This window comes from Marinobacter sp. E2 (assembly GCF_055755345.1).
Genome location: NZ_CM146911.1, coordinates 1283742 through 1306667 on the forward strand (window position 1 = coordinate 1283742; position 22926 = coordinate 1306667).

17 protein-coding genes are annotated in these 22926 nt (G+C 58.5%); all 17 read left to right on the top strand.

The annotated features are described in order from the left end of the window. The first annotated feature begins 94 nt into the window (after nt 1-94). The 17 genes from AC0J1C_RS05880 to pheT all read left to right on the top strand — a co-directional run bounded on the left by AC0J1C_RS05880 (nt 95) and on the right by pheT (nt 22923). Nucleotides 95-979, top strand: a complete 885-nt coding sequence (locus AC0J1C_RS05880; RefSeq protein ID WP_091992063.1) for an NAD(+) kinase — start codon at nt 95-97, stop codon at nt 977-979. A 2-nt stretch (nt 980-981) separates the two neighbouring features. Beyond that, nucleotides 982-1995 carry a metallophosphoesterase gene (locus AC0J1C_RS05885; RefSeq protein ID WP_473045998.1) on the top strand — a complete coding sequence of 338 codons (1014 nt, stop codon included), beginning with the start codon at nt 982-984 and terminating at the stop codon, nt 1993-1995. 39 nt (nt 1996-2034) lie between these two features. After that, on the top strand, nt 2035-2895 hold the full coding sequence (locus tag AC0J1C_RS05890) for a rhomboid family intramembrane serine protease (protein ID WP_473045999.1): 861 nt from the start codon (nt 2035-2037) through the stop codon (nt 2893-2895). A gap of 166 nt (nt 2896-3061) precedes the next feature. Beyond that, entirely contained in the window at nt 3062-3352 is a 291-nt protein-coding gene (locus AC0J1C_RS05895) for a YeaC family protein (RefSeq protein WP_091992066.1), read from the top strand. Beyond that, nucleotides 3349-4188 (top strand): DUF2797 domain-containing protein, encoded by an 840-nt coding sequence (locus AC0J1C_RS05900; protein WP_473046000.1) that lies wholly within the window; start codon nt 3349-3351, stop codon nt 4186-4188. Before AC0J1C_RS05895 ends, AC0J1C_RS05900 begins: the two co-directional genes overlap by 4 nt. A 78-nt stretch (nt 4189-4266) precedes the next feature. Next, nucleotides 4267-6909 (top strand): aminopeptidase N, encoded by a 2643-nt coding sequence (gene pepN, locus AC0J1C_RS05905; RefSeq protein WP_473046001.1) that lies wholly within the window; start codon nt 4267-4269, stop codon nt 6907-6909. Between the two features lie 134 nt (nt 6910-7043). Beyond that, complete coding sequence (locus tag AC0J1C_RS05910; RefSeq protein ID WP_375192044.1) at nt 7044-8432, top strand: DUF1329 domain-containing protein; 1389 nt, start codon at nt 7044-7046, stop codon at nt 8430-8432. Between the two features lie 199 nt (nt 8433-8631). Continuing rightward, nucleotides 8632-9726, top strand: a complete 1095-nt coding sequence (locus AC0J1C_RS05915; RefSeq protein ID WP_473046002.1) for a WD40/YVTN/BNR-like repeat-containing protein — start codon at nt 8632-8634, stop codon at nt 9724-9726. A 46-nt stretch (nt 9727-9772) separates the two neighbouring features. Then, entirely contained in the window at nt 9773-12157 is a 2385-nt protein-coding gene (locus AC0J1C_RS05920; protein ID WP_473046003.1) for an efflux RND transporter permease subunit, read from the top strand. 196 nt (nt 12158-12353) lie between these two features. Next, on the top strand, nt 12354-13337 hold the full coding sequence (locus tag AC0J1C_RS05925; RefSeq protein WP_375192047.1) for a TAXI family TRAP transporter solute-binding subunit: 984 nt from the start codon (nt 12354-12356) through the stop codon (nt 13335-13337). An 82-nt stretch (nt 13338-13419) separates the two neighbouring features. Beyond that, a complete protein-coding gene (locus AC0J1C_RS05930) occupies nt 13420-16020 on the top strand; it encodes a TRAP transporter permease (protein WP_473046004.1) in 2601 nt (866 codons plus the stop codon). A gap of 163 nt (nt 16021-16183) precedes the next feature. Then, nucleotides 16184-18109: a threonine--tRNA ligase gene (gene thrS, locus AC0J1C_RS05935; RefSeq protein WP_473046005.1), complete on the top strand. Its 1926-nt coding sequence runs from the start codon at nt 16184-16186 to the stop codon at nt 18107-18109. Beyond that, the gene (gene infC, locus AC0J1C_RS05940) at nt 18106-18651 is read left to right on the top strand and encodes a translation initiation factor IF-3 (protein ID WP_375192113.1); all 546 of its coding nucleotides are present in this window, start codon (nt 18106-18108) and stop codon (nt 18649-18651) included. The genes thrS and infC overlap by 4 nt, the downstream gene beginning before the upstream one ends. A gap of 94 nt (nt 18652-18745) precedes the next feature. Next, nucleotides 18746-18937, top strand: coding sequence for a 50S ribosomal protein L35 (gene rpmI, locus AC0J1C_RS05945; protein ID WP_007151842.1), 192 nt, complete (start codon nt 18746-18748; stop codon nt 18935-18937). A 50-nt stretch (nt 18938-18987) separates the two neighbouring features. Further along, the gene (rplT, locus tag AC0J1C_RS05950; protein WP_008170485.1) at nt 18988-19341 is read left to right on the top strand and encodes a 50S ribosomal protein L20; all 354 of its coding nucleotides are present in this window, start codon (nt 18988-18990) and stop codon (nt 19339-19341) included. Between the two features lie 151 nt (nt 19342-19492). Then, entirely contained in the window at nt 19493-20491 is a 999-nt protein-coding gene (pheS, locus tag AC0J1C_RS05955) for a phenylalanine--tRNA ligase subunit alpha (RefSeq protein WP_473046006.1), read from the top strand. A gap of 59 nt (nt 20492-20550) precedes the next feature. Continuing rightward, complete coding sequence (gene pheT / locus AC0J1C_RS05960) at nt 20551-22923, top strand: phenylalanine--tRNA ligase subunit beta (protein ID WP_473046007.1); 2373 nt, start codon at nt 20551-20553, stop codon at nt 22921-22923. Nucleotides 22924-22926: the final 3 nt, after the last annotated feature.

Sequence of the window (22926 nt, forward strand, 5' to 3'; positions counted from 1 at the left end):
ATCCCGTCGACTTTCGTTAAACTGTAGCCCAGTTTCAACCGGAGCCGGACGACAGCTCGGCGTCCGGCGGCATCCCGACACCACAGGAAGCTTCATGGATCAGTTCAGGAACATTGGTGTGATTGGCCGGATGGGCAGCGTGAAGGTGGTTGAATCCCTGCGCCAGCTCAAGCAGTACCTGATCACCCACAACTACCACGTTATTCTCGAAGAAGACACGGCCAGTATGCTGCCCGGTCACGGCCTGCAGGTGGCCAGCAAAAAGCTGCTGGGTGAGATCTGTGACCTGGTGATTGTGGTGGGCGGTGATGGCAGCCTGCTCGGTGCGGCCCGGGAACTGGCCAAGTCGAAGATACCTTTGCTGGGTGTCAATCGGGGGCGTCTCGGCTTCCTGACGGATATCTCTCCGGCCGATCTCGAGGAGCGCCTGGGGAAGGTGCTGGAAGGCGAGTACATCGAGGAAACCCGGTTTCTGCTGGACGGCAATGTTGAGCGCAACGGCCAGCCCCTGGGGTTCGGTACCGCGTTGAATGATGTGGTGCTGCACCCGGGCAAATCGACCCGGATGATCGGCTTTGACCTGTTCATTGATGGCCATTTTGTCTACAGCCAGCGCTCGGACGGCCTGATCGTATCAACTCCCACTGGCTCCACGGCCTACTCGCTGTCTGCCGGCGGACCGATCATGCACCCCAAGCTCGATGCCATTGTTCTGGTGCCGATGTTTCCCCACACTCTCAGTAGCCGGCCAATCGTTGTCGATGGCAAGAGTGAGATCAAACTGGTGATCGGGGAAACCAATGAAACCTATCCGCAGATCAGCTTCGACGGGCAGATGAACATTGCCTGTGCGCCGGGCGACATCATCCGTATCACCAAGAAGCCGTTCAAGATCCGGCTGATTCACCCCACCGACCACAACTTCTACGCCACCTGCCGTGACAAGCTTGGCTGGGCCAGTGAAATATCAGCGAGTTGATCATGGCTGTATCGAAACAGACCGCTAGTCGCGGTTACGACATTATTGGCGACATTCACGGTTGCGCGAACACCCTGGTCAGGTTGCTGGACCAGATGGGTTATCGCAAGATCAACGGCGTATACCAGCACCCGCGGCGCCAGGCGATTTTTATCGGCGATATCATCGATCGTGGCCCCAGGATCCGTGAGTCACTGCACCTGGTGCGCGATATGGTGGAGCATGGCTCGGCCCGGATCGTGATGGGTAACCACGAGTACAACGCCCTGGGTTATTGCACCCGGGCCCGGGCCGGCAGTGGCAAGAAGTGGCTGCGGGAGCACAACCCCCGTCACAATCGCCTGATCCGCGAGACCCTGGACCAGTTCGAGGCCCATCCCTACGAGTGGAACGAGTTCCTCGACTGGTTCTACACCATTCCGCTGTTCATCGAGGAAGAGAACTTCCGGGTGGTCCACGCCTGCTGGGATGGCGACCTGATCGAGAAGTTCAAACGGATCCAGGGCGGTGCCTGTATCGACGAGGATTTCCTGCACGCATCGGCTGCCATTGAATCCTTTGCCGGGCAGGTCATGGATACCCTGCTGCGAGGCACCGATCTGCGGCTGCCAGAGGGCATGTCCATCACCGGTCGCGATGGCTATGTGCGCCAGTTTTTCCGCACCAAATTCTGGGCGGACGATCCCAGAACCTACGCTGATGTGGTGTTCCAGCCGGATCCACTGCCGCCAGAGGTTGCGAGTCGTGAGTTGACGGCGGCCGAGCACCGGCAGTTGATCAGTTATCCGCTGGACGCGCCGCCGGTGTTTGTGGGTCACTACTGGATGGAAGGTGAACCGGCACCGCTGAAGGCCAATGTGGCCTGCATCGACTACAGCGCAGTGAAATACGGTCGGCTGGTGGCCTACCGGATGGACGGTGAGCGGGCACTTTCCCGGGACAAGTTTGTCTGGGTAGATGTGGAGCGGCCGGAGCAGGCAGATTATCCCTCCAGTGAAGACAGTGTCGCGCGCTAGGACGCGCCGGCGATAACAGGTCCTGAGGCGGAGCAAAGGGTGTATCGAGTCAAGCAGTTGGATACCAGGGTAAATCTGGCCGGTTTCAGTCGCTGGCTGAATGGCCAGGGCGTGGCCCATCGGATTTCCGAAGAAGGCGGCTTTCAGGTGCTCTGGCTGGAAGATCCGGCGCACGCCGAGCCGGTACTGGCTGCCCTTGACCGGTTCATGGCCGAACCGGAAATCCGTGATGCCGTGGATCGCCAGAACCGGTCGCCGGCGTTCGTGGGCGGTCGCTGGCAGCCATCCCCCGGCCACGCGCCCCTGGTGCTGGGTATCATCGGGTTGGCGGTAATCATGGTCTGGCTCACAGCCATGGGGCAGAACCAGCTTGCCGCAGCGCTGATGATCGTCGATCCCCGGGATTTTGACTGGAGCACCCTGGGCGGTCGCGTGGACGCGTTGACAGCGACCCTGGCCAGCGGCCAGATCTGGCGATTGCTGACGCCCGATTTCCTCCATTTCAGCTGGACCCACATCATTTTCAATTCGGTGATGCTGTGGTTTCTGGGCAGTCAGATTGAATGGTTCGACGGTCGTGCCCGCTTCATCACTCTGTTCGTGGTGACCAGTCTGCTCTCCAACGGCTTGCAGTACTTTGTTTCGGGGCCGTTGTTCGGCGGGCTGTCCGGCGTGGTCTACGGTATTCTGGGCTATTGCTGGTTGAGCCAGCGTGCGGCGCCCAGGTTCCAGTTTCCGCCGGCCCTGGTGACCTTTGCGGTGGCCTGGATGGTGATTGGTTTCACGTCGTTGCCTGAACTGGTAGGCCTGGGACGGATGGCTAACGAGGCGCACCTGGGAGGATTTGTTGCAGGGCTGGCCCTGGCGGTGGTTCTGCCCGTAAGGCAGCGGAGGCGGTAATAAAAAAGCCCCGCAAAAGCGGGGCATTAAAAGAGCATTCAGCTCCTGATGAGAGAGACCAAATGAAACGACCGTTGTCATTTGGTGAGGTAATGATAATCATTGTCGTTTGAGAATGTCAAACGATATACCGGATTTTTTATGAACGTTTTTTCAGGAGGGCGGCATGACCTATGAAGAACTGATCGAGCGGCTGGACCCGAACGTGTACCGGAGCCTGCGCCAGTCGATTGAGCTGGGCAAATGGCCCGATGGCCGCAAGTTGACGCCTGAACAGCGGGAAATCAGCCTTGAAGCCGTGATTTACTACGAGAACCTGCACAATATCCCGGAAGAAGAGCGCACCGGCTATCTGGATCGGGGCAGCAAGGCTGGCACGGCCTGCGACCCTTCCGTACAGCGATCGCAGGGGCAGGGCAAGGTAGACCCGGACCAGTTTGTCGAGGTCAAGTCTTGAGCGAACTGATCGACGTAACAGGCCGTCTGCGCAAGATGCCGGTGGAGGCCGGGCATCCGGTGTCCTACACCATTGCCGTGGGTGACACCCGCATTCCAATGAACGATCTCATCGGCAGGCCGTTGCGGCTGGATTTCAACGGCGTGATCCGGTGCATCCACTGTGATCGCAAAACCAACAAGAGTTTCAATCAGGGGTTCTGTTTCCCGTGTTTCCGCAAGCTGGCCGCCTGCGACAGCTGCATCATGAGCCCGGAGAAGTGCCATTATCATCTGGGAACCTGTCGTGAGCCGGAGTGGGGAGAGACTCACTGCATGATCGAGCACGTGGTCTACCTCGCCAATTCGTCCGGGCTGAAGGTTGGTATTACCCGGGCCTCACAGGTGCCGACGCGCTGGATAGACCAGGGGGCTGTCGACGCCATTCCCATGGTTCGGGTGGCCACCCGGTATCTGGCTGGTCTGGTTGAAGTGGCGTGCAAGGCCCATGTTGCCGACCGCACCAACTGGCAGCGGATGCTCAAGGGCGAAGTGCCGGAGCTGGAGCTGAAGGAGGAGCGTGAGCGGATGCTGGCCCTCATAGCCGACGATCTTGACGCGCTCCGGGCAGAGCACGGTGAGGACGCCATTCGGGCGGTGGATGAGCAGGGCCTGGGTCTCAGTTACCCGGTTCAGACCTGGCCAGCGAAGATCAAAACCCATAACCTCGATAAAACGCCAGAGGTTGAAGGCACGCTCGAGGGTATCAAGGGGCAATACCTTATTCTGGATACCGGTGTGATCAACATCCGGAAGTTCACCGGTTATGAAATCCGTTTCCGGGTCCTGGAAGGCTGACCGCCACGGGCCCGAGTGATCTTTTTTCGCCTGCCGGGCCCGAGCGCCCCTGCGGGCTACGAATTCAGGAGACCATCCATGCGTACCAGCCAGCCACAAACCATCTACCTGAGCGACTACAAGGTACCCGCGTATCTGGTGGACACCGTTGATTTGCGATTCGAGCTGTTCGAGGACGGTGCCCGAGTACATAGCACGCTGGCTATCCGTCGTAACCCCGATTCTCAGGAGTCTGCCGCTCCGCTCAAACTGGACGGCGACAGTCTGGTGCTGGAGTCGGTTGCTTTGGACGGTACCGCCCTGTCTGAAGGCGATTATGAAAACCGCGGCGAGCAGCTGGTTATCCGGTCGGTGCCCGAGCGCTTCTCACTGAGCGTGGTGACCTGGATCGAGCCCCAGAACAATACCCGGCTGGAGGGCTTGTACAAATCCTCCGGAATGTTCTGCACCCAGTGTGAGGCCGAGGGATTCCGGTGCATTACTTTCTTCCCGGATCGTCCCGATGTGATGGCCCGTTTTCGTACCCGCATTGAAGCCGATCGAGAGGCCTATCCCGTGTTGTTGTCCAACGGCAACGACGTGGACAGGGGCGAACTGGACGATGGTCGCCACTTTGTGACCTGGGAGGATCCGTTCCCCAAGCCATGCTACCTCTTCGCGCTGGTGGCCGGCGACCTGGTGGAGAAGCGTGACACGTTCACCACCTGCAGCGGCCGCGACATTGATCTGCGCATGTATGTAGAGCCCAGGAACGCCGAGAAGTGTGACCACGCCATGGACTCCCTCAAGCGGTCCATGCGCTGGGATGAGGATGTCTACGGCCGGGAATACGACCTGGATATCTTCATGATCGTGGCCGTGGACGATTTCAATATGGGCGCCATGGAGAACAAGGGGCTCAACATCTTCAACTCATCGTGCGTGCTGGCCAGCCAGGAAACCGCTACTGATTTGGCGTTCCAGCGTATTGAAGCCATTGTCGCCCACGAGTACTTCCACAACTGGTCGGGTAACCGTGTGACCTGCCGGGACTGGTTCCAGCTCAGTCTCAAGGAAGGGTTTACCGTGTTCCGGGATTCCCAGTTTTCCGCAGACATGGGGTCGCCCACGGTCAAGCGCATCGAGGATGTCACCCTGTTGCGAACCGCCCAGTTTGCCGAGGACGGTGGCCCGATGGCCCATCCGGTGCGGCCGGCGTCCTACATGGAAATCTCCAACTTCTACACGCTGACCATCTACGAGAAGGGCGCCGAAGTGGTGCGCATGATCCACACCCTGCTGGGGCCCGATCTGTTCCGCAAGGGTAGCGACCTGTACTTCCAGCGCCACGATGGCCAGGCCGTAACCACCGATGATTTCGTGCGGGCCATGGAGGATGCCTCGGGCCGTGACCTGAGCCAGTTCCGTCTCTGGTACGAGCAGGCCGGAACGCCGGTACTGACCGTGTCGGATGAATTCGATGAAGGTCGGGGCGTCTATCGGTTGACCATCGAGCAGACCATTCCCGATACCCCGGGGCAGAGCAACAAGAAGCCCCAGCATATTCCGTTTGCCCTCGGGTTACTGGGCTCTGATGGTCAGCCGCTGCCATTGCGCCTGTCCGGCGATGAGGCGGAGGCGCCAACCGAACGAGTCCTTGAGCTGACCGAAGGGGTGCATACCTTCGAGTTCCACGGTATCCCTTCAGAGCCTGTGCCCTCTCTGCTGCGGCATTTCTCGGCGCCGGTGCGTGTGCGTTATCCCTGGACCCGGGAGCAAATGTTGTTCCTGATGAATCACGACCCGGACGGCTTCAATCGCTGGGATGCCGGCCAGCGTCTGGCGGTGGATGTCATTCAGCGGCTCATTGGCTCACCGGATGACGCGGCCATAGATCCGAGGCTGGTCGAGGCTTACCGCAAACTGATTACCGACACCGGCCTTGATCAGGCTCTGGTCGCGAAAATGCTTCAGTTGCCCTCAGAGGCCTATCTGATCGAGCTGGCGGAAAGTGCCGATGTGCCAGCCATCCATCGGGCCCGGGAGCGTGTTCTGGAGCATCTGGCGGTGGCGCTCCGGGATGAGCTGGTTGCCTGTTACCAGCGCCAGCACGACAGCGGTGCCTATGAGGTGACGCCTGAGGCGATCGCCCGCCGAAGTCTGCGTAATACCGCCCTGGGCTGGCTGTTGATGATCAATGATGATGAGGGACGGGCGCTGGCGGTGCGCCAGTTGAACGGGGCCGACAACATGACGGACCGGATGGGAGCGCTGCGGGCGCTGGTCAATTCCGATTACGAGGCCGACCGGCGGCAGGCGCTGGATGACTTCTACGACCGCTTCCGCGATGACCCCCAGGTGGTCGAGCAGTGGTTCTCGGTGCAGGCGGCCAGCGACCGCGCAGGTCAGTTGTCCGACATTGAGCAGTTGCTCGCGCATCCGGCGTTCGACTGGAAGAATCCCAACAAGATCCGGTCGGTGATCGGGTCCTTTGCCGGCCAGAACCTGGCGGCCTTCCATAATCCCGACGGTTCGGGGTATCGGTTCCTGGCAGACCAGGTTTGCCGCCTGGACGACAGCAATCCCCAGATTGCGGCCCGTCTGGTAACGCCGCTGACCCGCTGGCGGAAGTTTGCGCCGGCTTACAGCAGCCAGATGCAATCGGCGCTCGAGCGTATCCGCGACAAGGAGGGCCTTTCCCGGGATGTCTATGAGGTTGTGCACAAGAGCCTGGCCGGGTAAGGCCAGATACAAAATCGCACTTTCGGTCGATAGACTTTAGTGGCAGATCGGCTAATCTGGGTGAAAGTCGGTAGTTCCATAAGACGATAATAAGAGCCTCTTCAGAGGCTTCCAGACGCACTTAAGGTTCCAAAATGACATACAACAAAAACGTGATTCTCGGCGGCCTTCTGGCGCTTTCCGTGGCATCGTCGTCGGCATTGGCGGCGGTGTCTGCCAGTGAGGCGGCACGCCTGGGGAACGAGTTGACTCCCTTTGGCTCACCCAAGGCCGGCAATGAGGCCGGTACCATTCCGCCCTGGACTGGCGGTCTTACCGAACCGCCTCCGGGCTATGAGGGTAGCGGTCAGCATCACATCAATCCGTTTCCGGACGATGAGGTGCTGTTCACGATCACCCCGGCTAATATGGATCAGTACGAGGAATACCTCACCGATGGCGTGAAGGCCCTCCTCGAGACCTATCCGACTACCTTTGAGGTGCCGGTTTACCGGTCCCGGCGCACCCACGCCGTGCCCGATTGGGTGGCAGAAAATACCAAGGAAAATGCAGTCAGCGCCGAAATCGTGGGCGAGGGCGAAGGCCTTGATGGTGCGTTCGGGGGCTACCCGTTCCCGATTCTGCACGGCAACAACGAGGAAAAGGCCTGGCAGGCAATCTGGAACCACCTGACCCGGTGGCGCGGCGTTTCCGTGACCCGTCGTTCCAGTGAGGTTGCCGTACAGACCAACGGCGAGTATGGCCTGGTAACCTCACAGCAGGAAGCCTTCTTCAACTTCTACAACCCTGAGGGCAGTGAGGAGACGCTGGATAACGTCATCTTCTACTACCTCTCCTTCACCCAGTCTCCGCCCCGTCTGGCCGGTGGCGCGATTCTGATTCACGAGACCCTGAACCAGATCATCAACCCGCGTAACGGCTGGGGTTACAACGCCGGGCAGCGGCGCGTGCGTCGGGCCCCGAACCTTGGCTATGATTCGCCCATCGCGGCGGCTGATAACCTGCGGACCGCAGACGACACCGATATCTTCAACGGTGCCCTGGACCGTTATAACTGGACCTACGAGGGCAAGCGGGAAATCTACATCCCCTACAACAACTACCGCATCGGTGAGAAAGGGCTGCCCTATGAGGAGATCCTCGGGATTACCCACATCAACCCGGATCTGACCCGCTGGGAGCTGCATCGGGTGCATGTGGTGGAAGCGACTCTCAAGGAAGGTGAGCGGCACATCTACGGCAAGCGTCGGTTCTACATCGACGAGGACAGCTGGAATACCGTGCTGCTGGACCAGTACGACGGTCGGGGCGAGCTCTGGCGTGTGACCATGGGCCTGCCAAAGAATTACTACGAACTTCCGGGCGTGTGGACGGTTCTGGACGTCTATCATGATCTTCAGGCCCGCCGGTATCACGTGCTTGGCCTGGATACCGAAGAGCCGAATACCCGGGTATTCACCAACGAGGTTCCGAACCGGCGCTACTTCTCGCCGGCGTCCCTGCGCCGCCGGAGTGTCCGATAAGGCCCCGGTGACGGAGGACGTGCCCCCGCCCCAGGGAAGTGGCGACCCGACATACCGGCAGCCGTGAGGCTGTCGGTATGTTTACAGTTATACCCGGCAATGCTGGGCAGAGACACAGTTCAACACAACACAATAGGCAATCTGAATGGCTAAAAGGTTGATGTGCAAGACTCTGGGAGCGGCCTGTCTTGGACTTTCCATGGCATGGTCTGCGCCGGCAGCGTTTGCGCTTGCAGATATCATCGAAACCCCGGCCCGGCTGACCGATCTGGCCCCGGAAAATCTCCTGACGGACGTGACCCGCGCAGGCGAGCGTATTGTGGCTGTGGGAGAGCGTGGTCACATCATCTATTCCGATGATGAGGGCAAAACCTGGACTCAGGGTGAGGTTCCCGTTTCTGTGACCCTGACCGGTATCGACTTCGGCTCGGATACCCATGGCTGGGCGGTAGGCCACAGTGGCGTTGTTCTTAAAACAACCGACGCCGGTACTACCTGGGAGCTGCAGCTGGACGGCACCCGTGCCCTGGAGCTGGCCATCGAGAGCCGTGAAGAGCAGATTGCCGCGATGGAAGAGCGGATCGAGGAGGCTCCGGAAGAAGAAAAGGGCGACCTCGAGTGGGCGCTGGACGATCTGTTTTTTGCCCTCGAGAACCTCCAGGCAGACCTGGACATTGGTCCCGTGAATCCGCTGCTGGACGTATGGTTTGAGAACGAACAGCGCGGCTTTGTGGTCGGTGCTTACGGTATGTTCCTGCGTACCGTCGATGGCGGTGAAACCTGGCGTGACTGGGCCCCGCGAATTGATAACCGCCAGAACTTCCACCTTAACGGCATCACCCGGATCACCGGCGGAGCGATTGTTCTGGTAGGTGAGGCTGGTCAGATCCACGTATCGGTAGATGGCGGCGAAACCTTCGAGCGCCGCGAGTCCCCCTATGACGGCTCCCTGTTCGGTGTTATCGGTACCGGCCAGGTGAACGAAATCCTGGCATTCGGCCTGCGGGGCAACATGCTGTTCTCCACTGATCTGGGCAAGTCCTGGCGCATGGTTCCGAATTCGGCCGGTGCCACCCTCAACGATGGCGTTGTTGCCGAAGACGGACGGATAACGCTGGTTGGTAACGGTGGCGCGGTTCTGCTGAGTACCAACGGCGCGGAAACCTTTCGGGAGCATTTCCGTAGTGATCGCGAGGGTGTGATGAGTGTGGTGCCCATTTCCGGAACCGATCTGCTGATTGTCGGTGAAGGTGGCGCCAAGATCACGGACGCCCGCGGAAAGAACCTTCAATAACGCCCTGATGTGGCAATAACCGAACGAACAATAGAGGGGCTTTTGAATGTCCAACCCGAAACATGACAGGGGCGAGCACTACCTGACCACCCCCAAGGCGGAACCTTTCCTCGAGCGACTGCTGTTCAATAACCGGGCAGCCATCCTGGCGGTTCTCGCGTTGCTGACTGTTTTCCTTGGCTATAACGCTGCCAAGATCCAGCCCGATGCCAGTTTCGAGCGCATGATTCCGCTCGAACATCCGTACATCGTGAACATGCTGGAGCACCGGGAAGATCTGGAAAACCTGGGTAACTTCGTGCGTATCGCCGTTGCTGTGGAAGAAGGCGATATTTTCACTCAGGAGTACATGGAAACCCTGAAGCAGATCACCGATGAGGTGTTCTATCTGAACGGCGTGGACCGTTCCGGTCTGAAATCGCTGTGGACCTCCAACGTCCGCTGGGTAGAGGTGACCGAGCAGGGCTTCCAGGGCGGTACGGTCATCCCCGATGGCTATGACGGCTCCCGCGACAGTCTGGAGCAGCTGCGCCAGAATGTGCTGCGCTCCAACGAAGTGGGGCGTCTGGTCTCGGATAACTTCCAGTCCACCATCGTCTATGCCCCGCTTTACGAGAAGAACCCCGAAACCGGGGAGGCATTGGACTACGCGGAATTTTCCCGTCAGCTTGAAGAAAAGATTCGCGACAAGTACGAAGAGCAGAACCCCAACATCCAGATCCACATCGTTGGCTTCGCCAAGAAAGTGGGCGATCTGATTGAAGGCATCGGCTCCATTGCCTGGTTCGCGGGCATCACCATTGTGCTCACCACGCTTCTGCTGTTCTGGTACTCGCGTTCCATCACCGGCACGCTGGTCCCGGTCTTCACATCGATCATCGCGGTGTTCTGGCAGCTGGGCGCCCTCCGTCTGCTCGGCTACGGGCTCGACCCCTATTCCGTTCTGGTGCCGTTCCTAGTGTTCGCGATCGGTATCAGTCACGGTGTACAGATCGTCAATGCCATGGCGGTTGAAGCGGCCAAAGGCTTTGACTCGGTAACGGCCGCACGGCTTGCTTTCAGGGCTCTTTATATCCCGGGCATGCTGGCACTGGTCTCCGACGCCTTTGGCTTCCTTACCCTGTTCTTCATCGAGATCGATGTAATCCGCGATCTGGCGGTCGCCGCCGGTATCGGTGTTGCGTTCGTGATCATCACCAACCTGGTCTTGCACGTTCTGATCATGTCCTACCTGGGCATTTCCAAGGGCGGCGTGCGTCATGTGCAGAACCATGGTGAGAAGCAGGATCGCAAGTGGCGCGTCATGTCCTACTTCTCGCACCCGGGCGTGGCTCCGATTTCCCTGCTTATCGCGGTCATCGGTCTCGGTCTTGGGCTGTATTACAAGCAGGACCTCAAGATTGGTGACCTTGACCAGGGTGCGCCGGAGTTGCGGAAGGATTCCCGCTACAACAAGGACAACGCCTTCATCATCAACAACTACTCCACCAGTGCCGATGTTCTGGTGGTTATGGTCAAGACGCCAGAAGAGCAGTGCACCCAGTACAACGTGCTGAGGGCCATGGACAAGCTGCAGTGGGAGCTTCAGAACACGCCGGGTGTCCAGTCGTCTGCTTCACTGGCCGACGTCTCCAAGATTGTGACCAAGGCTCTGAACGAGGGTAACTGGAAGTGGTATGAGATCTCCCGGAACCAGACCATCATCAACGCCTCCATCCGCGAGGCTCCGGCCGGGCTGATCAACACCGACTGCAGTCTGACCCCGGTGCTGGTGTTCCTGGAAGATCACAAGGCAGAAACCCTGCAGACTGTGGTTGAGCGTGTCGAGGCGTTTGCCGAGGAAAACAGCAACGAAGAACACCGGTTCCTGCTGGCAGCCGGTAACGCCGGCGTTGAAGCGGCCACCAACGAGGTGATTTCCTCCGCCAAGGACAAGATGCTGATTCTGGTCTACGGCGTGGTGAGTTTGCTGTGCTTTGTCACTTTCCGCTCCCTCCGTGCGGTACTGTGCATCGTGATTCCGCTGGGACTCACTTCGATCCTGTGTGAGGCGATCATGGCGGTCTCCGGCATCGGCATCAAGGTGGCTACGCTGCCAGTGATTGCACTGGGTGTGGGTATCGGTGTCGACTACGGTATCTATATCTACAGCAAGCTGGAGAAGTACCTGCTGGAAGGCAAGACCCTGCAGGAGGCCTATTACGAGACCCTGCGTTCCACCGGTAAGGCGGTTATGTTTACCGGCGTAACACTGGGTCTTGGCGTGGTGACCTGGATCTTCTCTCCGATCAAATTCCAGGCAGACATGGGGCTGCTGCTGTTCTTCATGTTCATCTGGAACATGGTCGGTGCCATCTGGCTGCTGCCGGCTCTGGCCCGCTTCCTGCTGCGACCGGATCGCATGGTCGCCAAGGCCCGAGCGGCCAAATAGATCGTCAGTCTCCTCGGGAGATGATGAGCAAAAAAGCCCGCATTGCGGGCTTTTTTGTTGTTCCGTCAACCGGTTAGCCAGCTAATCCATACTTTATTTATGGTGTGAAGTGGTCTATGTTTTCAAACGACCATGAAGTCTGTCCGTAGGAACGTGCGGGCGATTGCCAATAACACACAGAAAAGGAAGAACTCACATGACACTGAAACTCAAAGCCTCCGCACTCGCTGTCGCTGCAGCCGTCAGTCTCGGTGCTGCCTCCACGTCCGTTTCAGCTCAGGAACAGCGCTTTGTGACCATCGGTACTGGCGGGGTTACCGGCGTTTACTATCCGGCCGGTGGGGCGATCTGTCGTCTGGTGAACATGGACCGTAAAGAGCATGGTATCCGCTGCTCGGTGGAAAGCACCGGTGGCTCAGTCTATAACCTGAACGCCATCCGCCAGGGCGAGCTTGATCTGGCGGTTGCCCAGTCTGACTGGCAGTATCATGCCTATAACGGCACCAGCCAGTTCAAGGACGACGGCGCCAACAAGGAACTGCGCGCGGTGTTTTCGCTGCATCCTGAGCCGTTCACCGTTGTTGCCAGCAAAGGGTCCGGTATCAAGACCTTCAAAGACCTCGAGGGCAAGCGGGTATCGGTGGGTAACCCGGGCTCCGGTCAGCGCGCCACAGCAGAAGTTCTGATGGAAGAAATGGGATGGGGTATGGACAAGTTCGCTCTGGCGGCCGAGATCAAGGCTGCGGAACAGTCCCAGGCCCTGTGTGACGGCAACATCGATGCCTTCTTCTACACCGTCGGCCACCCCTCCGGTGCGATCAAGGAAGCCACCACATCCTGCGACAGCGTAATCGTCAGCGTGGATAACGAGGCTACGGAAACCCTGATCGAAGAGAACCCGTACTACCGCAAGGCGGTAATCCCGGGCGGCATGTACCGTGGAAGCGATGAAGACGTGACCACATTCGGTGTGGCTGCCACCTTCGTTTCCTCCACCGATGTGCCGGACGATGTGGTCTATGCCGTGGTCAAGGCGGTCTTCGAGAACTTCGACAGCTTCAAGCGACTGCATCCTGCCTTCGCCAACCTGAACAAGGAAGAGATGGTCTCTGATGCCCTGAGTGCGCCGCTGCACCCGGGTGCTGCCAAGTACTACAAGGAAGCTGGCCTGATCGACTGATCGGTCGTTAATCCGGACCGGCGGGCGTTTGCCCGCCGGGTTTCCTTCCAGAGATTAACCTTTCACGCTACAGGAATAATTTATGGCAACGAGCGATCCGTCGAACGGAGGTAGCGCTGGCGGCGGCAATGTAGAGGAAATCCTGCAGACTGAAACCGGGGGCAGGGCGGCCAGCGGCTATGCGGCCGTTATTCTGTTTATCGTTCCCCTGGTGTGGTCGCTGTTTCAGTTGTGGATTGCATCACCGCTCCCGTTTATTCTGGATATCGGGATTTTCAATTCGACGGAAGCCCGTTCGATTCACCTGGCCTTCGCTGTTTTTCTGGCCTTCGCGTCCTTTCCGATGATCCGCGGTCGGCACGTCAATAATGTGCCGTTTTACGATTGGGTCCTCGCCCTGGTGGCGGCGTTTTGCGCCTCCTACCTGTATGTTTTCTATGAAGAGCTGGCCACCCGCCCGGGCGCGCCGATCACCCAGGATCTTTGGGTTGCCCTGATTGGCCTGGTGCTGTTGCTGGAAGCAACCCGGCGCTCGCTTGGCCTGCCATTGACCATTGTGGCCGCGGTCTTCATTACCTATTCCATTGCCGGCCCTTATATGCCGGATGTGATTGCGCACAAGGGGGTTAGCCTCAGCAAGCTGGCGTCTCATCAATGGCTCGGTACCGAAGGCGTGTTTGGTGTCGCCCTTGGGGTGTCTACCAGCTTCGTCTTCCTGTTTGTGCTTTTTGGCGCCCTGCTGGAGCGGGCCGGCGCCGGCAACTATTTCATCAAGGTAGCCTACGCCATGCTGGGTCATATGCGTGGCGGTCCTGCCAAGGCGGCGGTGGTGTCCAGCGGTCTGAGCGGCGTGATTTCCGGCTCCTCGATTGCCAACGTGGTGACAACCGGTACCTTCACCATTCCGCTGATGAAGCGGGTGGGTTTCCCGGCAACCAAGGCCGGTGCCGTTGAGGTTGCCGCTTCCACCAACGGGCAACTGACGCCTCCGATCATGGGTGCTGCTGCATTCCTGATGGTGGAGTATGTGGGAATCTCTTACCTCGAGGTGATCAAGCACGCTATTCTGCCTGCCCTGATTTCCTATGTGGCGCTGATTTACATCGTCCACCTTGAGGCCTGCAAGCTCAAGATGCAGGGCATCGAGCGTCTCAACAAGCCGACCCTGGCTCAGCGGATGCTCAACTGGGTGGTCATTCTGATTGGGCTGATAGTGGTTACCCTGGTGGTGTATTACGGCATTGGCTGGATAAAGACCCTTCTGGGCGAAGCCGCTATCTGGGTGCTTGCGCCACTGCTTGTGCTTGTCTATGTGGCACTGGTGGGCTACGCGACCCGTTTTCCCGAGTTGGAAGAAGACGATCCGAACAGGGACATGGGCGAGTTGCCCCCGGTTGGACCAACCGTGAAAACCGGCCTGTATTTCCTGCTTCCGGTTGTGGTTCTGGTGTGGTGCCTGACGGTGGAGCGTTTCTCGCCCCAGCTCTCTGCGTTCTGGGCGACCCTGTTCATGATCTTTATTGTGATAACCCAGCGGCCTTTGAAGGCCTTCTTCCGAAAACACGGCGACTTGGGTCGCCTGACTAAGGATGGCTTCTTCGATCTGGCCCACTCACTGGCCACCGGCGCCCGCAATATGGTCGGCATCGGTGTTGCGACCGCCACGGCGGGTATTGTTGTGGGCACCGTCACTCTAACGGGCATTGGCCTGGTGATGACGGCCTTCGTGGAATTCCTGTCTGGCGGCAACCTGCTGCTGATGCTGATCTTTACCGCCGTTATCAGCCTGATTCTCGGCATGGGTCTGCCGACCACCGCCAACTATATTGTGGTCTCGACCCTGATGGCGCCGGTGATCGTAACCCTGGGTGCCCAGAACGGGCTCATCGTGCCGCTGATCGCGGTGCACCTGTTCGTGTTCTACTTCGGTATTCTCGCCGATGATACGCCTCCGGTGGGGCTTGCGGCCTATGCGGCGGCGGCCATCTCGGGTGCCGACCCGATACGTACCGGTGTCCAGGGTTTCACCTACGACATCCGAACAGCGATCCTGCCGTTCATGTTCATTTTCAATACCCAGTTGCTGCTGATCGGCCTGACCGGATGGTTTGATCTGCTGGTTACGGTGTTCAGCGCGGTTACCGCCATGCTGGTGTTCTCGGCGGCAACCCAGGGCTACTGGTTCACCAAGAGCCACAAGTGGGAAACCCTGCTGCTGTTGCTGATTACCTTCACCATGTTCCGTCCCGGATTCTGGTGGGACATGATCTATCCCCCCACTGAAGACCGCCCGGGTGTGCAGGTTATGGAATATGTTGAAGATATTCCGGCGGACCAGCCGATCATCCTGAAGGCGTCTGGCATGAACATCGACGGCGACGAGGTGAGCACCTATGTCCGGCTGCCCATACCCGCGGGCGAGACACCGGAGCAGCGACTCATGGAGGCTGGCCTGGAACTGAGTCCGGATGGCGACAAGATGGCGGTGGATTTTGTCGGGTTTGGTAGCCCCGCAGAGAGAGTCGGTATCCAGTTTGGCTGGACCATCGACGCGGTGCAGGTGGAGTTGCCCCGGCCGCCGAAAGAGCTGATGTTCATCCCGGCATTGCTTCTGTTGGGGCTGCTTGCCTATGGCCAACTGCGACGGCGGGCAAGGGAAGAAGCCCTGGGCCAGACGGCCTGACGGCACGCAACCTCTGGAAGAAAACCTTGAAACCCGGCATTAACCTGCCGGGTTTTTTTCTGTTAGACTTCGCCACGAAATGGCCCGCGGTTTGTGTCGCGCAGTGCCGTCACCAAGTGGTCTCTGGTATAGATCACCGCTGAGTAACCAACAGGAGTATTGCATGCCCGTCGTAACCCTGCCTGACGGCAGCCACCGCAGTTTTGCCGAACCCGTTACCGTTCACGATGTCGCCGCCGACATTGGCGCTGGCCTCGCCAAGGCCGCCCTGGCGGGCAAGGTGGACGGCAAGCTGGTAGACACCAGCTACCGTATCGAGAAAGACGCCGATCTGGCCATCGTCACCGAGCGCGATGAAGAGGGTGTGGATGTTATTCGCCATTCAACCGCCCACCTGATGGCCATGGCGGTCCAGGAATTGTTTCCGGGTGCCCAGGTCACCATCGGTCCGGTGATCGACAACGGCTTCTACTACGACTTCAAGTACGATCGCCCCTTCACCAACGAAGATCTGGCGCGCATCGAGAAGCGCATGGAAGAACTCGCCAAGCAGGATATTCCCGTGCATCGCTCTATCCTGTCCCGCGAAGAGGCCATCAAACTCTTTGAAGAGATGGGCGAGGAGTACAAGGTCCGGATTATCCAGGACATTCCCGGTGATGAGGATCTCTCGTTCTATCGCCAGGGCGATTTCATCGACCTGTGTCGGGGCCCGCACGTGCCCAGCACCGGCAAACTCAAGGCGTTCAAGCTGACCAAGGTGGCCGGCGCCTACTGGCGTGGTGATACCAGCAACGAACAGCTGCAGCGGGTTTACGGCACCGCCTGGGGCAACAAGAAGGATCTGAAGGCTTATCTGCACCGTCTGGAAGAGGCGGAAAAGCGGGATCACCGCAAGATCGGCAAGAAGCTCGACCTGTTCCACATGCAGGAAGAGGCGCCGGGCATGGTGTTCTGGCATCCGGACGGCTGGTCGCTGTACCAGGAAGTCGAGCAGTACATGCGCCGCAAGCAGCAGGAGCATGGCTACAAGGAGATCAAGACCCCGCAGGTGGTGTCCCGGACCCTCTGGGAAAAGTCGGGCCACTGGGACAAGTTCAAGGATGACATGTTCACCACCGAGTCGGAGAAGCACGACTACGCCATCAAGCCCATGAACTGTCCGTGCCATGTGCAGGTGTTCAATCAGGGTCTCAAAAGCTACAAGGATCTGCCGCTGAGGCTGGCGGAGTTTGGCTCCTGTCACCGCAACGAGGCTTCCGGCGCTCTGCACGGGTTAATGCGGGTACGCGGGTTTACTCAGGATGACGCCCACATTTTCTGTGAAGAAAACGCCATCCAGGAAGAGGTGTCTGCGTTTATTGAAATGCTGCACGAGATCTACACCGATTTCGGCTTTACCGAGATTCTCTACAAGCTCTCGACCCGTCCGGAAAAACGGGTTGGCTCTGACGAGGTCTGGGACAAGGCGGAAGCGGCTCTGGAAGAAGCTCTTAACCGGGAAGGCGTGGACTGGGAGTTGCTGCCCGGAGAAGGCGCATTCTACGGCCCGAAGATTGAGTTCTCCCTGAAAGACTGTATCGGCCGGGTGTGGCAGTGTGGCACCATCCAGGTCGATTTCTCCATGCCGGGACGGTTGGGGGCGCAGTATGTGGCCGACAATTCCGAGCGTCGCACACCGGTGATGCTGCACCGTGCGGTGCTTGGCTCGTTCGAGCGTTTTATCGGTATTCTGATCGAGGAGTACGAAGGGGCTTTCCCGACCTGGCTGGCGCCGACGCAGGTGGCGGTCCTCAATATTACCGACAATCAGCGTGATTATTGCCAGAAACTGGCGAAAAAGTGGGATTCTTTGGGCTATCGGGTTAATGCTGACTTGAGAAACGAGAAGATCGGCTTTAAAATCCGCGAGCATACTCTTAACAAGGTTCCCTATCTTGTCGTCGTCGGCGACAAGGAAGTTGAAAATAACGCGGTTGCCGTACGCACCCGAAAAGGCGAAGATCTGGGTACCTTATCGCTTGAAGCGTTCGAACAGTTGCTCGCAGAGGACATTCAGCGCAAAGGCAGAACCAAAACGGAGATCTGATTATTAAACAGCGAACGAATCGGGGTGGGCGTTCTCCCAAGGCGCCTATCAATGAGAACATTGACGCAACTGAAGTCCGCCTGATCGATGCCGAAGGCAATCAGGTCGGAATTGTACCGATTGAGGATGCCCTCAAGCAGGCCGAGGAGGCCTCACTCGATCTGGTGCAGGTTACGGATTCCGATCCGATCGTCTGCAAGATAATGGATTACGGCAAGAAGATCTTCGAAGAGAAGAAGGCCAAGGCGGCTGCCAAGAAGAAACAGAAGCAGACGCAGGTCAAAGAGCTTAAGTTCCGTCCCGGAACTGAAGAAGGGGATTATCAGGTCAAACTACGCAACCTGATACGTTTCCTTGAAAACGGGGACCGCGGCAAAATCACGATCCGCTTCCGTGGCCGTGAGATGGCACACCAGGAAATTGGTATGCAGCTCATGCAGCGCATTGAATCAGACGTGGAAGAGCTTGCCCAGGTAGAGATGCGGCCGAAAATGGAAGGCCGGCAGATGACCATGGTTGTGGCGCCCCGCAAGAAGAAGTGAGCCTGATCGGGTGCTTGTCCCCCGCGCATGCGGGGGATTTGTCGTTCAGGAACACGCGATTGTTTATCTAAAATAGAATGCGGAGTTTTAAAAAATGCCGAAGATGAAAACCAAAAGCGGAGCCACCAAGCGGTTCAAGAAAACCGCCACCGGCTTCAAGCACAAGCAGTCCTTCACCAGTCACATCCTGACCAAGAAGAGCCCGAAGCGTAAGCGTCAGCTGCGCGGCACCAAGCTCATCGCCAAGTCTGATGTGGCATCTATCAAGCGTATGACCGCGTGCTGATCCAGCCGCGCCAATCATTCCTTAGAAAGTAAAGGTAGAAGGATTAAAGTATGGCTCGTGTAAAACGTGGTGTGGTCGCACGCCGTCGTCACAAAAAGATTCTTAATCAGGCCAAAGGTTACTACGGTGCGCGCAGTCGTGTATTCCGCGTAGCCAAGCAGGCGGTTATCAAGGCCGGTCAGTACGCTTACCGCGACCGTCGTAACCGCAAGCGTGCATTCCGCGCCCTGTGGATTGCCCGTATCAACGCTGGCGCCCGCGCGAACGGTCTGTCTTACAGCCGTCTGATTGCTGGCCTGAAGAAGGCAAACGTTGAAATCGATCGTAAGGTTCTGGCCGACCTGGCCATGAACGAGCAGCAGGCGTTTGCCGCTGTTGTTGAGAAGGCCAAAGCGTCCCTGTGATCGCTTAGCTCTTTCATCGATTGCTGATCGATATGGGCGCCTCGTGAGATCATGATGGCGCCCTCTGATAGGGGAAGGGCACGCTCTTCCCCTATTTTTGTTTGTGAAACTGCAGATTTAGTACTCCCATTTCTGGTTTGGAGCAGGGTCAATGGAAAACCTGGAGCAACTGGTTCAGGACGGTCTGGCGGCGGTCGATAACGCGGACAGCCTGCAGGCACTTGATCAAATTCGAGTGGAATACCTTGGCAAGAAGGGTTCGATAACCCAGCAGGCAAAGACCCTGGGTAAGCTCTCCGCCGAGGAGCGTCCGGCGGCGGGCCAGAAGATCAACGAAGCCAAGACCAGGGTGGAAGAGGCGATCAATGCCCGACGCCATGACCTTGAGCGGGCTGCCATCGAGAAGAAGCTCGCCAGCGAGTCCATTGACGTGACCCTCCCGGGCCGTGGCCAGGACCTTGGCGGCCTGCACCCGGTAACCCGAACCCTGCAGCGAATTGAACAGTTTTTCGCCCGTGCGGGCTATACCGTGGAGCAGGGGCCCGAAATCGAAGACGATTATCACAACTTCGAGGCCCTGAATATTCCCGGCCACCATCCGGCCCGTGCCATGCACGACACCTTCTACTTCAACCCGGGTACACTGCTGCGCACGCACACATCGCCCGTGCAGATTCGCACCATGGAAGCCGGCAAGCCGCCGTTCAGGATGATCTGTCCCGGTCGGGTGTACCGTTGTGACTCCGACATGACCCACACCCCCATGTTCCATCAGGTGGAGGGGTTGCTGGTTGAGGAGAATGTGAGCTTCGCGGATTTGAAAAGCACCGTGGAAGAGTTCCTGCGGGTGTTCTTCGAGCGTGACCTGCAGGTACGTTTCCGGCCGTCCTACTTCCCGTTCACAGAGCCCTCCGCGGAGGTGGACATTGAGTGGGGCCGCGAAGCTGACGGCTCCATCAAGTGGCTCGAGGTAATGGGGTGCGGCATGGTGCACCCCAAGGTATTCGAACATTGCGGAATTGATGCTGAGCAATACCGTGGCTTTGCCTTTGGTCTGGGCGTTGAGCGTCTGGCCATGCTTCGCTACGGCGTGAACGACCTGCGCATGTTCTTCGAGAACGATCTGCGCTTTTTGCGCCAGTTCCGGTAAGGCGCAGAGTCAGGCATCGAACCAATCAGGCAAAACCGCATCAGGACAAGGCAAGAACCATGAAATTCAGTGAACAGTGGCTGCGCGAATGGGTGAATCCGGAAATCGGAACCCAGGAATTGATGGACCAGATCACCATGGCGGGTCTGGAGGTGGATGGTTTCGAGCCGGTTGCTGGCCAGTTCAGTGGCGTGATCGTGGGCGAGGTGATCTCGGTGAAACCCCACCCGGATGCTGACAAGCTGCGGGTTTGCCAGGTGAGCGACGGCAGCTCCGAGGTTCAGGTTGTGTGCGGTGCGCCGAATGTGCGAGACGGTCTGAAGGTACCGTTTGCCGTGGTGGGTGCCCAGCTGCCCGGCGATTTCAAGATCAAGAAGGCCAAGCTGCGTGGTCAGCCTTCCGAGGGCATGCTGTGCTCCGAAGCCGAACTGGGGCTGTCCGAGAATCACGATGGCCTGATGGAGCTGCCGGCAGACGCTCCCGTTGGAAAGGACGTGGCGGATTATCTGAAGCTGAACGATGTGACCATCGATGTGGACCTGACGCCCAACCGCGCCGACTGTCTCTCCATCAAGGGCCTTGCCCGTGAAGTGGGTGTTCTCAACAGCCTCCTGGTTGAAAGCCCGGAGATCGAGCCGGTGGAGGCCGCTCACTCGGAAGTCCCGGATATCCGGATTGAAGCACCTGCCGGTTGCCCGCGCTACCTCGGACGCATTCTTCGCAACGTGAACCTGCAGGCGGAATCGCCCCTGTGGATGCAGGAAAAGCTTCGCCGCTCCGGTATTCGCGCGATCGATGCCGCCGTGGATGTCACCAACTACGTGATGCTCGAGCTTGGCCAGCCCATGCACGCCTTTGATCGGGACGAGATCCAGGGCGGCATCGTTGTGCGCATGGCGCGGGCTGGTGAAAAGCTGGTGTTGCTGGATGGCCAGGAAGTGGAGCTGAACGCGGAAACCCTGATCATCGCCGACCACGAAAAGCCGATTGCCATTGCCGGTGTTATGGGTGGCGAGCACTCGGGCGTGAGCCCGAAAACCCGCGATCTGGTTCTGGAAGCGGCCTATTTTGACCCGATTACTCTTGCCGGAAAGGCCCGTCATTACGGCCTTCATACCGACGCCTCACACCGTTTCGAGCGCGGAGTAGATTACAAGCTTGCCCGGGAGGCCATGGAGCGCGCTACCCAGCTGCTGATGGACATTGTCGGCGGCGAACCCGGTGAGATTGTCGAGGTGGCCAGCGACGAGCATCTGCCAGAGGACCGGCTGGTGGATCTGCGCGCCGGTCGACTGAACGACGTGCTGGGCATGGCCATTGACCGCACCACCGTTGAGGAAATTCTGACCCGGCTTGGCCTGCACGTGGAAAAGCTCCTCAAGGACGGCTGGCGTGTCAGCGTGCCGAGCTTCCGTCCGGACATCTCCATCGAAGAAGATCTGATTGAAGAGGTTGGCCGGATCTTTGGTTACAACAACCTCCCCGTGACCGAGCCTATGGGTTCCCTGGGCCTGCGGCCGGTAGCCGAAGCCGTTCGGCCGGTTTCGGCGATTCGCAATTTCTTTGTGGATCAGGGCTACCAGGAGGCGGTGACCTACAGTTTTGTTGACCCGAAAGTCCAGCAGCTGGTGGATCCCGGCCGGGAGGGCATTGCCCTGGCCAATCCCATATCCTCGGACCTGTCGGTGATGCGCACCAGCCTCTGGAGCGGCCTACTGAAAACCGTGGCCCATAACCAGAACCGGCAGCAGCCGAGAATCCGACTGTTTGAAACCGGCCTGCGCTTCCTTCAGGAAGGCGAGCGTATCGACCAGCAGCCGATGCTGGCGGGCGTTGTGGTTGGCAGTCAGTATCCTGAAAACTGGGCAAACGGTCGCAGATCGGCGGATTTCTTTGATGTAAAAGGGGAGTTGGAAAGCCTGTTCCGGCTGCTGGGGGTGGAAATCCAGTTCATCGGCAGCCAGCATCCGGCGCTCCATCCCGGACAGACCGCAGAACTGCTACGCGACGGCGAGCATGTGGGCTGGCTGGGGACGCTGCACCCGCAAGTGCAGAAAAATCTTGAACTTAATGGCACGATCCTGATGTTTGAGCTATTCTTGAATTCGATCGTCACTGGTTATGTGCCTAATTTCAAAGAAATTTCAAAATTCCCGGAAGTTCGGCGGGATTTGGCTATCATTATCGGGAGCGATGTGGCGTTTGCCGACGTTGAGCGTGTAGCCAGAAAGCACGCTGGCGAGCGGCTGACCGCTCTGCGTGCGTTCGATGTCTATGAAGGTGAAAGCCTGGGTGAGGGCAATCGTAGCCTGGCCCTGAGCCTGTTCTGGCAGCATCCTGAGCGCACGCTGAACGAAGACGAAGTGCATTCGCTCTTCAACGGTGTGATTGACGCATTGAAAGAAGAGCTGGGGGCAACACTGAGGAGTTGAGAG